Genomic DNA, 14406 nt, shown 5'->3' on the forward strand with positions numbered 1-14406 from the left:
CTCGTTTACCAAAGCGCAGATCCCCCATTTTGCTGCGCAGGTTAAGGAAGCTGCCAATGCCATATATAAAGATGCTTATCAGCTAGAAGCGGAACAAAGAAGTAAAACAGGGTAAGGATTTAATGAGACGCTTTAAGTTAATTATTATGGATATGCTTAATTAAACGTCTGTTTTTAAGGAAAAATTTGCTTAAAGGTGTCAAGTTATTTCACAATAAGTAAATTTTGCGTTTTAGTTGCTTGTGCTATTGAGGGTCAATAAGGTGCTGGCATGAATCAAGGAACACTAATGAGTGAAAAAAAGCCAACCATTAATGACGTAGCCAGAGAAGCAGGGGTATCGAAACGTACCGTATCTCGTGTTATCAATGGTTCAACAAACGTTGGCGCCAAAACCTTAGAGATCATCCAAGCCGTTATAAAACGCTTAGACTATTCGCCCGATAAGCAGGCGAGGGGCTTAGCGTCGAGTCGCTCCTATTTATTAGGCTTGATTTACGATAACCCTGATGCGTTGTATATCGACCAAGTTCAACGAGGAGTGTTGGATATTTGTTCAAAAAAAGGCTACGAATTAGTTGTTCATCCTTGTAAATATCACAGTGCTGACTTAGTGCAAAATTGTCTCAATTTCATCCGCCGTTCAAGTATTGATGGCGTCATCGTGCTACCGCCCGTTTCTGAATCTAAAGATTTGGCTGCCGCTTTACGAGAAGCTGGCTTGTGTTATGTGCGTATGGCCTCCGTTGATTTAGACGACCATACTAATATCGTGGTATCAGATGAACGGGCGGCCATGAGTGAAATGGCGCGCTACATGCACTCTTTAGGTCACAGAGATATTGGTTTTATTACGGGCCCCTTACATTACTACTCATCCATTGAACGACTAGAAGGTTTTCGTGACTCTCTTGCCCAGTTAACACTGGCTTTAAATGATGAACTTGTCATTGAGGGTGAAAACTCCTACCAAAGTGGTATCGATTGTGCGAAGACCTTGTTGCAACACCCGCGTCGTCCCACTGCCATATTTGCAAATAACGATGAGATGGCAGCAGGAGTATTAAAGGCTGCGGTACAGTTAGGTATAAAGGTACCAGAAGAATTATCCATAGCCGGCTTTGATGACAACTTGTTGGCCTCTCGCATTATTCCTTCTTTAACCACAATTCAAAGACCTGTGGGCGCAATGGCCTCGTTGGCAGCGCATAAAATTATTCAATCTATTGAGAAAGTGAAAAATCAAGGCCCAGAAAGTGACTTTTTGGTTAAACCCCATTTAATTATACGAGAGTCTACGAGCGCAGTAAAAGCGTAAGAATAACAAGTAGGAGAGTGGGCTTAAACCGCTAACCTAAATTTAACATTTAACTAAATATCAATATTCAGCCTAGGCTAATTTGTACCTAGTATTGGAGCCCTTCACACAAGGGAAATGACTGACTGTGCTGGTTTATCAGTATTCGTGGGTCGGTCATATTAGTTAATTGACAACAGAATTTTAACACAATAAAATGCCACCGGTGGCAAGCGAGAGAGACAATAAGCCGTTTATGTATGTAAACAATGCAAGTTTTATTCGGTTAATAGACGCTACATTTATTGAAAACAAGAGGAAGTAGAGCCTGATGCTAAGACGACAATTTCTGAAATCAACCCTAAGCCTGTGTGTGCTTGCCGCGTTACCTGGCTGTGTCAGTCAATCGAATAAGTCATTTGCAGCAGCACGATTCAGTCAACAGCAGTTTGAAACCTTAAGTAATGCCGTATTGGATAGTGTCGCTCAAACCTCTTTTCCAGATAAAGATTTCAATGTGCAAGCCTTTGGTGCATTGGGTGACAAACAACACGACAATACGTTAGCCTTTGCTAATGCCATTGAAGCCTGCTTTATTGCCGGTGGTGGTCGCGTTGTTGTGCCCGCTGGTGATTACTTAACCGGTCCAATCCATTTAAAATCCAATGTTAATTTGCACTTAGCGGATAACTCCACTTTGTTTTTTATACCAGAGCCAGAGCGTTATTTACCAGCAGTGCTGACGCGTTGGGAGGGGGTTGAGTTAATGGGGTATTCGCCGCTTATCTATGCATACCAACAAGAGAATATCGCCATAACTGGCAACGGTTTAATCCATGGTGGTGCTGACAACGACACATGGTGGCCATGGAAGGGCCCCCATAAAGAGTCTCATTGGAGCGCGGTAAAAGACAATAAACATCAAAAAGCAGGGCGCGATCAATTGTTCGAGGATGCCGAAAACGGTGTACCCGTTGAAAAGCGTATGTATGCCCAAGGTGCGTATTTACGTCCCCCCATGATTCAAACCTATGCATGCAAAAAAGTGTTAATAGAGGGGGTAACCTTAACCCAATCGCCTTTTTGGCTTATCAATCCTGTGATGTGTGAAGATGTAACCGTCAGAAATGTCACGTGTCGTAGCCACGGGCCCAATAATGATGGCTGTGACCCCGAGTCGTGTAACAGGGTATTAATTGAAGGATGTACCTTTGACACGGGTGATGACTGTATTGCCCTTAAGTCAGGGCGCAATGCCGATGGCCGCCGCCTAAATTTACCCATTCAGAATGTGTTAGTCAGAAATTGTAAGATGAAGGACGGTCACGGCGGTATGGTAATAGGAAGTGAAATCTCTGGAGGTGCGCGTAATATTTTTATGCACGATTGTGAGATGAGTAGCCCAGAGCTTGAAAGAGCTATCCGTATTAAAACTAATTCAGTGCGTGGCGGACTCATCGAAAATATCTACATCAATAATGTGCAAATCGGTGAAGTAAGGGATGCCATTGTGATTAATTTTTATTACGAAGAAGGGGACGCCGGACAATTTGACCCACAAGTTCGCAATATTCATATAAATAAACTTACTGTAGAAAATGCGGCCCATGCCTTTTTTATTAAGGGGTTTGAGCGCGCCCCTATTGTGGGTATCCATCTTTCGGACTGCCATTTTAAAAATGTGAAATTGCCCAACATTGTTGAGCATGTCAAACACTTCACCTTAGATGAGGTATTCATCGGTGATATGCCGCTATTAGCCAAAGATTTAGTGACCGCTTAAGGTAGAGAAAATGAAGCCCTTATTAAAAATTCATGGTAACGATAATGTTGCAGTAGCAACACGAGACCTAAGTAAAGGCGAGGCCTTTGCAGAATTTAATTTACATTTGATTAATGATATTCCCCGCGGGCACAAAGTGGCCTTGGTCGATTTGGCCGTAAATGACAAAGTCATTAAGTACGGTTTCGAAATTGGGGGGATGACTGAAAACGCCAAAGCGGGAAGCCATGTTCACAGTCATAACCTCAAAACCAATTTAAAAGATGGTACTCAGTATCAATACAATCCGATCGAAATTCAGCCCTCAATTGACGATTGTCAATATACCTTTAATGGTTTTCGCCGTAGTAACGGGAAAGTGGGTATTCGTAATGAAGTATGGATCATCAATACAGTAGGCTGTGTCAATCGTACGGCACAACGTATTGCACAATTGTGCAGCCAGCGTTTTTTTGGTCAGGCTGATGCTTTTGTGGCCTTTACTCATCCCTTCGGGTGTTCGCAGTTAGGGGATGATTTAAAAGATACCCGTGCCATTTTAGCCTCTTTGTTAACACACCCGAATGCAGGTGCAGTGTTGGTAGTTGGTTTAGGATGTGAAAACAATCAAATGGCGGCTTTGTTAGAACAAGCTGGTGAGTACGATCCTGCACGACTGCGTTTTTATAATTCGCAGCAAGTAGGTGATGAAATCGAAGAGGGTATTAATGCTATTGCAGAAATGTTGCCTTTATTAGCACAAGACAAAAGGGTGCCTTGTCCCGCTAGCGAGTTGGTACTGGGTATGAAGTGCGGTGGTTCAGATGCATTTAGTGGCATTACCGCCAACCCATTGGTTGGCCGCATGGCAGACAAAATTACCGAAATAGGTGGCACAGCAATCCTCACTGAAACACCTGAAATGTTTGGCGCTGAACAAATACTAATGAATCGGGCTACTAACAGCGCGGTGTTTGGGCAAATTGTTGATTTAGTCAATGAGTTCAAGCAGTACTTTATTGATCATAACCAGCCCATCTATGAAAACCCATCGCCTGGTAATAAAGCCGGGGGCCTTACTACACTGGAAGAAAAATCACTTGGCGCTATTCAAAAAGGCGGGCAAGCCATTGTTAATCAAGTGCTTGATTACGGTCAAGCCGCCAGCAGTAAAGGCTTAGTTTTATTGCAGGCACCCGGTAACGATGCGGTGTCATCTACCGCGTTGGCTGCTAGTGGTGCACATTTTGTGTTATTTACTACTGGCCGCGGCACGCCACTTGGTTTTCCGGTTCCCACGGTGAAAATTTCCTCAAACAGTGAACTAGCCCAACACAAACCCCATTGGATTGATTTCAATGCCGGCATCGTACTCGATGGCGTGAGTATGGATGATTGCGCTGAGCAATTCTTTGCTCAAATTCTCAAGTTTGCCTCAGGTCAAACAACCAAAAATGAAGTAAACGATTGTCGTGAAATCGCAATCTGGAAGCGTGGCGTTACGCTCTAATCAAATTAATAAGGAGCCTTCAATGGTTAACTCAACAACATTACATCTTCATCCTGACCGCTTATTTCCAGCGGATGAAAAAGTCAGAGCGATTGCACGCAATCTGTATGCTCAGATAAAAGATTTGCCCATCATCAGTCCCCATGGTCATACTGATCCGCGATGGTTTGCCCAAGATGAAGCCTTTGGTAACGCCACTGAATTATTAATCCGTCCTGACCATTACGTTTTTCGGATGTTGTACAGCCAAGGGATCTCACTAGAATCTTTAGGTATTCGTCGTCAAGATGGTGCTGCGGTCGAACAAGATCCTCGAAAGATTTGGCACATATTGGCCAAACATTATTACTTGTTTCGCGGTACGCCCTCACGCATGTGGCTAGACACCGTTTTTCACGATGTATTTGGCATGCGCGAATTATTAAGCGCTAAGACCGCTGATAAATATTACGATGAGATCACTGAAAAATTAAGCTCCGCGGCATTTAGACCTCGCGCCTTGATGGACCGTTTCAATATTGAGCTTATTTGCACCACAGAAGGTGCCCTTGATACTTTGCCGCATCACCAAGCGATGCAGGGCAGCGTGATGCAACATCGCGTGATCACCAGTTTTAGGCCTGATGATGTGGTAGATGCTTCTCGTGAAGACTTTATTGCCAACGTAAAAAAATTAGCAGAGCTAACTGGCCAAGATACTCAATCTTGGCAGGGTTACTTACAAGCCATTCGACTACGTCGTGAGTATTTCAGAAAATTAGGCGCAACAGCCACCGACCATGGCCATCCTACTGCGCGTACCGCTAATTTGTCGGTAACTGAGTGTGAAAGCTTGTTTGCTACGTGTTTAAGTGGCCACTCTAACGAAGCACAACAAGAGCTTTTTAGAGCGCAAATGCTAACTGAACTTGCGGGGATGAGCGCTGAAGATGGCATGGTAATGCAAATACATCCCGGAGCATTTAGAAACCATAACCCTATTATTTTTGACCATTTTGGCCGTGATAAAGGGGCAGATATTCCATCACAAACCGAATATGTGCAGGCACTTAAGCCCATGTTAGATAAATATGGTAATGATCCGCGTTTAAGCGTGATTTTGTTTACCTTGGATGAAACCACTTATGCCCGTGAATTAGCGCCTTTAGCGGGTCATTATCCCTGTTTGAAGCTTGGGCCCGCTTGGTGGTTTCATGATAGTCCAGAAGGGATGTTGCGTTTTCGTCATCAAGTGACAGAAACCGCCGGCTTTTATAATACAGTGGGTTTTAACGACGATACTCGCGCGTTTTTATCCATCCCCGCACGTCATGATGTAGCACGGCGTATCGATTGCCGCTTTTTAGCAGAGTTAATTTCACAACACCGTATTAATGAAGATGAAGGTGTAGAGCTTGCCTTCGATTTAACGTACAACCTGGCTAAAAAAGCCTACAAGTTGGATAAATAAGCCCTATGCAGCAATTAAACAAAGGCAGTTTAGGTCACTTATCAGCAGAAGTGCGGTTCAATCAAGCCGCCCTTGAACGTCAGATTGGTATTGTGCATTTAGGGCCTGGCGCCTTTCATCGCGCTCATCAAGCCGTTTATACCGATAACGCCATGGAGTTTGGCGGTGATTGGGGAATTTGTGCGGTATCGATGCGCAGCACTGGCGTAAGAGATGAATTAGCCGAGCAGGATAATATTTATACGCTGGCAATTATTGATGAGCAGCCAAGCTATCAAGTTATCAGTGCCATCAAAGAAGTTTTAGTATTAGGTGAGCAGCGTGAACAAGTCATGCAGCGACTTGTTGCTCCGAGTACTCATATAGTCAGTTTAACCGTGACCGAAAAAGGCTATTGCCTAAACGGTGTAGGTGAACTTGATGTTAGCAATAATGATATTGTGCACGACCTAAAAAATCCCACATGTCCCATCAGTGCTATTGGTTTATTAACCTTGGCTTTGCAGCAAAGAATGCAAAATAACACTGCTGATTTGACGATTATGAGTTGCGACAACCTAGCCGATAATGGCACCAAACTAGGCCGAGCAATCATCCGTTTTGCTGAAAATATTGATATGCAGTTGGCCCAATGGATCACACACCATGTGTGTTTTCCAAACACCATGGTTGACAGTATTACGCCTGCCAGTAATGACGAATTACGTGCTCGCGTAGCCAATGCGATTAAGCTACAAGATAATTGGCCGATCCAGCGAGAGGCGTTTACTCAGTGGGTTATCGAAGATAATTTCAGTGGACCGCGTCCTGCATGGGATAAAGTCGGTGTGACCTTTACGCAAGATGTGAGTGGTTACGAGAAAGCAAAATTACGTTTGTTAAATGGCAGTCATTCTACACTGGCTTATCTTGGACTACGTTGTGGCTTTGAAACGGTCAATCAAGCCATCAGTCACCCAGCGCTTTTTACTCTTATTAATACCTTACTAAAAGAACAAGTTGCGCTGTCATTTTCTGCGCCTGCTGAATTAGACGTAGATGCCTACATTGACGCCATCTTAAAGCGATACAGTAACCAACATATCCGACATCTACTCTCACAAATCGCGTGGGACGGCTCGCAAAAACTGCCTTTTAGATTGCTCGGCAGCATCCAAGACAATTTAAGCCAAGGTCAACCTATCTCCTTATTATGTGTAGGAGTAGCGGCTTGGTTGCACTTTATTGTCAGTGCAGCCCACAAGCAATTTAAGATTGTCGATCCACTCGCAGAACGACTCATCAGCGTAGGGTTGCAATGCTCAGGCCACGAAAAAGAAGATGTTACGCGACTGCTAAACATAGAACAGGTCTTTGCGGTTTCACTTGTGAATAATTCTGTCTTTAGTCAGTCAGTTACTGAGGCTTATCTGAGTCTATCTGCGCTTAACTCTGCTAACATCGACGAACAAATTAAGGCCTTGTACTAGGCCTTTTCAACTTTTATAACACGGCAATAACGATCAGTTGCTCTGTTTATGCTAAGAGAATAGGGTCACATGACACAACATATTATCGTAGGCGAATGCATGGTTGAAATGTCTAACCGTGGCGAAAACACCTACTACCAAACCTTTGCTGGTGATACATACAATACCGCTGTGTATTTAAAACGCTGTAACCCAGAACAAACCATTAGCTATTGGACTGCAGTTGGTCAAGATAAGGTCAGCGAACAGTTTATTGAAAAGCTGCAAACCGAAGATATCGATACTTCATTGGTATTTAGTACGAGCCTAAAAACTCTCGGTTTATACATGATTGATACTGATGACAAGGGCGAGCGCAGTTTTGCCTATTGGCGCAGTGACTCCGCAGCTAAAGGGTATTTTTCACTCTTTAGTGAAGCCAATGCTCATTCAGACCTGAGCAAAGTAGGCAGCTTGTTTTTCTCAGGTATCAGTTTAGCTATTTTACCTGCACAAGATAAGGCGGATTTTTTAGCATATGTAAGGCAACTAAAAGCCAGCGGTACGACCATTATCTTTGACCCTAATTATCGACCAAAACTCTGGTCCTCAGTGCAAGAAGCCCAAGAATGGACAGATAAAGCCTATGCACTTGCTGATATTGCGTTCCCGGGTTGTGATGATCATCGTTCCTTATATGGCCATCAAAACATTGAAACCGTGCATCAGCATGTTGAAAAATTGGGCGTGGCAGAGATGATCATTAAAAACGGTGAACATGGCATCCAAATTTTTTCACAAGGGCAACACAGTATCGTACCTGCACATAAAGTGGATGTTGTTATTGATACCACTGCAGCAGGCGATGCCTTCAATGGAGGCTATTTAGCTGCGCGACTTGCAGGTAAAAGCGAACAGCTTGCGGCGGGTTTTGGCGCAAAAGTTGCTGCTTTTGTCATCGGTCACAAGGGAGCCATTGTTGATAAAGCACAAATGACTCGCTTTATTACTGCGAACATTTTTTCATGAATGCCATTAAGGGACGTGCATTTGCAGTCTTGCTGGTGTTAGCGAGTGCCTGTGTTAGTGCCACCACGCCAAGCACGGAAGCGCAATTAGCCTTTCCTGAAGCATTAGGCTACGGTAAATATACTGTGGGTGGGCGAGGTGGTCGGGTCATCGTTGTTGATTCTTTAGAAGATTCTGAAAAAGCCAAACCGGGTACCTTGCGTTATGCAGTCAAAGCAAAAGGCCCACGCATTGTTGTTTTCAATGTTTCTGGTGTGATTGATTTAGTAAAACCTCTGGAAATTAAAGAGGACTTTATCACCATAGCAGGCCAAACCTCACCACGAGGAATTGTGGTTTCCGGATCCGAAACCCAAATAGATGCTGACCAAGTCATTATACGTTATTTGCGCTTTCGCCCGGGCTCAGCTAACCATCAAGGGGACGCTGTGACAGGCAAACGCCGCAGTGACATCATTATTGACCATTGCTCCATGAGTTGGGCCAACGATGAAGTCGCTTCTTTTTATAACAATACAAATTTTACTTTGCAGTACAGTATTATCAGTGAAAGTCTTAATAAAGCAGGACACAAAAAGGGTGACCACGGTTACGGTGGGATTTGGGGTGGGCAACGAGCCAGTTTTATTGCAAATGTAATGGCTCATCATACTAGTCGCAACCCTCGTATCAATGGCTACCGGCTAAAACCCAATTATGAGCCTGGTGCTGAGTTAGTGGAAATTCGAAATAACGTTATCTATAACTGGTCAAGTAACAGCACCTACGGTAATGAGGGCGGGCGAGTAAACTTAGTCAACAACACCTATAAAGTCGGGCCAGCAAAAGGCGAAAGTCGTTTCTTTCAAATCAATTTTCCTGATGGTTCAAGTGATCTGGGACAGATGTTTATTGCCAACAACCTGATGCCTTCTGAGCAAGCGAAAAGCACTGACAACACCTTGGGCGTTGAGTTTAAAAATGACAAATCGATGACAAAAACGCAGATCATTCAATTAAAATCTGAAATCTTAGTTAACAAGCCATTTACGGATAAATCTTTTATATTGAATGATCCCAACGTCCCTGCGCCCCTCAGTTACCAACAACTTATTATTGATAAAGAAGTAGGGGCAAACCGTATTAGAGAAGGCTATTTTCAAGATTCGGTTGACCAGCGAATCTTGACTGAGGTAGAGCAGGGCAGCGCAACGTATCAAAATGGTATTATTGACTCAGAGTTGCAAGTCATTGGGAATTGGCAAAATTACGCCAAGGAATTTAATTCGACAAAGCCACTTCAAGAGTTACTTGAAACAGATCCAAATACAACCCAGCTCTGGATAGATAAACTAGGTCAATTTTAATCTCTGGTTTAGTTTTGTTTAGCTCGTTAACAGCCCTGTTATCGAGCTCATAGCGTTTAGCTCATCGTTATCTTCTGCTGTAAATTCATATATTTAACAAAGCCACTTATTTTTTAACATTTTGTTGACATGGGTATTTTTATATTAGTAGTATGCCACCGGTGGCAGAGAAGAAATTTTTTTATCTTTGTTTTGCCACCGGTGGCAGTCTCGCGTTGGCGCCCCAATTAATAATGATGGAACCTTAGGAGAATATCCGAAATGAAACGTTTTCAACTGAAGGCTTTAGTAATCGCCATGTCTATGGCCATTCCTGCTTATGCCCAGCAAGCACAGCCTGTTGTTCAACAAACAAAAGATGCAGTAGAAAAAAACAGCGACGCTGCTGCAAATAACTCACAAAACACTAACGATGAAATAGAAGTTGTTGAAGTCACAGGAGTACGGCAAGCCGATATCAAAGCAAGGGATTTAGAACGCTTAAATAAAAGCTTTAGTTCTATTATTGCAACCGATGACCTAGGTAATTTTGTCGACCAAAACGTTGCAGAATCACTAAGACGCTTACCAGGGGTTACCCTGCAGCGTTCTGAAGGTGAGGGCAAGTTTGTAAGCGTTCGTGGCCTTGGACCGGGTTTTGTATCGGTTAACATAAACGGCTCTGAAATGTCTGGCGTGGGTGATGACCGGAAAGTCGGATTAGATGCCATTCCAGGTGACATTCTTGGCTCCATCGAAGTATTAAAAACCCTGACACCCGATCAAGATCTCAATTCTATTGGGGGGACGGTCAACGTCAATGCCATTTCAGCGTTTGAGCGCGGTAAAGATACCCTTAAATTAAAAGTTCAAGATGCTTACAGCGATAAACGCGAAGAACATTCACCTAAATTTAGCCTTGATGGCACCCAATTTTTCTTAGATAAAACCATAGGTATTGGTTTTGCCGTTTCTCAAGAAAACCGTAAATCACAAGTGGATGAAACTCGGCATCATAGCTCCACAGAAATGCGTTATTACCAGGCTGACAAAGGCTTTAGTGACATTACAGATGATCAAGGTGAGGTCATTACAACAGCGAAAGAGCAAATAGCCTCTGGACCAGAAATACTTGGGCCAAGCCAGTTAGAAAAACGCCGTGAAATTGCGGGTCGCACGCGTAAAGCAGCGTCATTGAATGTGGAATTTAAACCAACGGATACCAGTTATTATTACGTGCGAGGCAACCTGACTAAATTCACTGATTCTGATGTGGCGCTTCGAGAGTTTTTTGATTTTCAAGATGCGGGCAATATAGGCAGTGGTGAAATTCTCTATGTTAATGATCTCACAAAAGAATTTATTGCGAGTGACATTGATATTTTTCACCAATATTTTATCCAAGGCGGTGACAATACCACCAAGTCTTTTAGCATTGGCGGTGAAAATCAAATTGGCGAAAGTTGGACCTTAGATTATGAGTTAGCTGCGTCAAGCTCTTATGAAGAATCCAACAATGACAGGCGTGTGCAATTTCGTGAGCGTGACAATATTGTTTATGGTCAAGGTAGCAAAGACAATATTTTAGGCCGAGCATTAAGCCCAGAAGAAGCTGCCCAAATCAGTGGTTTGAGTGTTGATACTTTTGGCACCTCTGAATCAGGTGATGCCAGTAATCTAGCCAATTGGGATTTTGATAATCTCTTTTTAGAAGATGGTACTCGTGATGACAGTATAAAAAGCGGCAAAATCAACCTGACTAAAGATTTCTACTACAAGCACCTTAGTTATATAAAAGTAGGGGCAGCGTTTTCTGAGCGCGAATACATCAGAGATAAAAACCGCTCCAGTTATGACCCAAGTGCCGCTGATTGCGGTGGCGATGAAACGTGTATCACAGTGGTGAACTCTGTGCATACTGATTATCCCAGTTCCATCCCTCCAGGCAATCACTTCACTTACCCCTTTGTCGAGCAAGGACAAGTGGATTACATCGTTGATAAATCGAAAATCACGCGAGACGCAGCCACCAACGGTGAGGTGTCTATTGACAGTACAAAAGAAGATTACACCTTAACGGAAGACACCAAAGCCCTGTATATCATGGCCGAGTTGCCCATTACCGATGATTTAATTATGTCAGGTGGCGTACGTTTTGTTGAAACAGAATTCTCTTCAACAGGCTTTTTATCATTAGAAAATGATGATTTTCAGTTTAATGGTGCCGGCCAAGGTAGCCTAGATATTGCCGTACCGCTGCCCGAAGCATCCATTAAGTACAGCGAGTATTTCCCCAGTGTCCATCTGCGTTATGAGCCACACGAAGACATACTTATTCGTGGTGCAATCTGGACCAGCTTTACTCGCCCATCATTTAAACAAGCTCGTGCCTTTGCCAAATTTGACGAAGACATTGAGTTGTGTCCGCCGCAAAGTGATGACTGTGATGACGCACAAGGCGGTGCAAATGTGCAGCAGTTACAAGACTATATCTTAGGCTCTAACAATACACTTGATGTAGGTAACCCCAACCTAGTGGCCATGACGTCCATTAACTACGATGCGTCAATTGGTTGGTATCCAAGTAAAGATTTGTTTATGGAAGCTTCACTGTTTTACAAGGATATCGATAATTTTATCGTAGATGTGAACGGCATCACGATGTCCTTACCTGATTTGCCTTTAACCTTGCCTGTTAATCAAATTACTGAATTTGTGATCCCGCAAAATCTTATTCTTAATGATGTGAATATTACCCTCAATGGTGATAAAGCCACGGTAATGGGCACCGAGCTTAGCTATAACCAATACTTTGAAAGTGGTTTTTTTATTCAAAGTAATTTGACCTTGCTCACCAGTGAAGCACAGCTTGATAAGTCTATTCGCGCTGACAAAGTCCCCTTACCTGACCAAGCCGATACCACCTTTAACTTAACGTTGGGATGGGAGAGCGATAGCTATTCTGTGCGCTTAATCGGTAATCATCGCTCAAAAATTCTTGAAGAAGTGGGCTCATGCCCAGCGACAGCAAATACCAGTGACTCATACGAATGTAAAGTGTGGTCAGACCGTTATCAAGACGCAATCAAAAGTCTAGATTTCAAAGCTATTTACAACGTGAACAAACAAATTCAAATCTATTTCGATGCGATCAATCTGACCAACGAAGCTGATTTGCGTTACTTCGAAGGTAATACCAAAAGCGGCGGCAACATTCTGTATCAAAAAGAAGAATACGGCCGCACGTATCAACTTGGACTTAACTATAAGTTTTATTAATTCGTTCACAGCAAGTTAAACCATCGGGTTTGCGCGTTAGCTTCAAGAAAGTACAGCGCAAACAGTAAACGATATCTCATCCTTAGGAGGGTGATCATGATGTTAAAAAATAAAATAGCCATGAGCGTATTGAGCGCAATTGTATTGGCAGGATGTGGTGCGGAAAGTACCGTTAACGTAAAAGAAGCGCCCGATCCGGCGCTTACCGGCGTGTTTGTGGATAGCCCCGTGAGTGGTTTAGGGTACCGCTCAGAGTCGGTACCCAGTGGCGTCACTAATGCCGATGGGCAATTTAACTACTTTCGCGGTGAGGTGATCACATTTCACATCGGTGAATTTGAATTTCCGGCAGTGGCGGCGTCGAGCATTATTACCCCACTTAGAGTGTTCGGTGCCGATACACCATTTCAGCAATCAGTTGCAAACACATTAAGGTTGTTACAAGCCTTAGATGTAGATGGCGACCCGAGTAACGGTATTGAAATCAGCCCGAGTGCCACAAGTGCTGCAAGCATGTTGTTAGCACAAGACCAAACGGTAGAACAGTTTTTCAATCGGCCCGCTTCTGAATTTGCCGCAGATGTTGAACCATGGCTCGCTGCTGCAGGGGGGGCAATGACAACCTTAGCCCCATTTGATAGCTCCCTTGCGCATTTTGTCAATTATTTAGAGAGCGAATTTGGGACCTTAATTGGTAGTACATTTGATATTAATCAGTTTAATGGCACCTTATATAATCCGTTTTTATCTGGTAAAACCACCAATCTTGAGACCATTACTTTTACCCCAGGTGAAGATGCGACAAAAGGCACGTTTGTTATATCAGAGGGTGAAAACGCTACCACTGGTAGCTATGAATTTACCTTTGGTCGCAGAGCCATCAAACTCAGCACCGAAACAGAAACGACGTTTATCATTGCCAAATCCTTTAATACGGTCGACCAAGTTTACAGCCTCTGTGCAGTAAGTGGTATTGAAGGTGTCGCCACTGCCGTGGCCAGTTGTGATGCAAAAGAAGACAAGAAAAACAACGTACTCGCTTTATCTGAAGAACAAGCGGCAGCAGAGTTAGTTAAACTTGAAGAACAAGCCAATTCTATCGCCGCAGCTTTGGATGAAGACTTTAATGTCACAACCAATGAATTCTTTAGTAGCGGTTATAAGACCTTGCTGGATTACGATCCTACGGTTGGTATGTACGCTAAAACAGGCGGAAGTACCACACTTGATGAAACCAACGGACATTTAGTGCTCGCCGCCACACGCTTTAGTATCGGTAATGTCACCCCCAGCGCATCAACCACAC

The 14406-nt window shown here is 43.5% G+C and carries 8 protein-coding genes and 1 pseudogene; all 9 read left to right on the top strand.

Translation table 11 applies throughout. From position 1 onward, the window contains the following. Positions 1-289: 289 nt before the first annotated feature. Positions 290-1318: a LacI family DNA-binding transcriptional regulator gene (locus tag NWQ57_RS00940; RefSeq protein ID WP_306020053.1), complete on the top strand. Its 1029-nt coding sequence runs from the start codon at positions 290-292 to the stop codon at positions 1316-1318. 310 nt (positions 1319-1628) lie between these two features. Continuing rightward, entirely contained in the window at positions 1629-3080 is a 1452-nt protein-coding gene (locus NWQ57_RS00945; protein ID WP_306020055.1) for a glycoside hydrolase family 28 protein, read from the top strand. Positions 3081-3090: 10 nt separating this feature from the next. Continuing rightward, a complete protein-coding gene (locus tag NWQ57_RS00950; RefSeq protein WP_306020056.1) occupies positions 3091-4569 on the top strand; it encodes a UxaA family hydrolase in 1479 nt (492 codons plus the stop codon). Between the two features lie 22 nt (positions 4570-4591). After that, a complete protein-coding gene (gene uxaC, locus NWQ57_RS00955) occupies positions 4592-6019 on the top strand; it encodes a glucuronate isomerase (protein WP_306020057.1) in 1428 nt (475 codons plus the stop codon). A 5-nt stretch (positions 6020-6024) separates the two neighbouring features. Then, entirely contained in the window at positions 6025-7488 is a 1464-nt protein-coding gene (locus NWQ57_RS00960) for a mannitol dehydrogenase family protein (RefSeq protein WP_306020058.1), read from the top strand. Positions 7489-7557: 69 nt separating this feature from the next. After that, entirely contained in the window at positions 7558-8496 is a 939-nt protein-coding gene (locus NWQ57_RS00965) for a sugar kinase (RefSeq protein WP_306020059.1), read from the top strand. After that, positions 8493-9842, top strand: coding sequence for a polysaccharide lyase family 1 protein (locus NWQ57_RS00970; RefSeq protein WP_306020061.1), 1350 nt, complete (start codon positions 8493-8495; stop codon positions 9840-9842). The genes NWQ57_RS00965 and NWQ57_RS00970 overlap by 4 nt, the downstream gene beginning before the upstream one ends. Before the next feature lie 261 nt (positions 9843-10103). Continuing rightward, entirely contained in the window at positions 10104-13100 is a 2997-nt protein-coding gene (locus tag NWQ57_RS00975; protein WP_306020062.1) for a TonB-dependent receptor, read from the top strand. Between the two features lie 96 nt (positions 13101-13196). After that, a pseudogene (locus tag NWQ57_RS00980) lies at positions 13197-14406 on the top strand (pectin methylesterase); the annotation flags it as partial.

Source organism: Paraglaciecola sp., assembly GCF_030730205.1.
Lineage (GTDB): Bacteria > Pseudomonadota > Gammaproteobacteria > Enterobacterales > Alteromonadaceae > Paraglaciecola.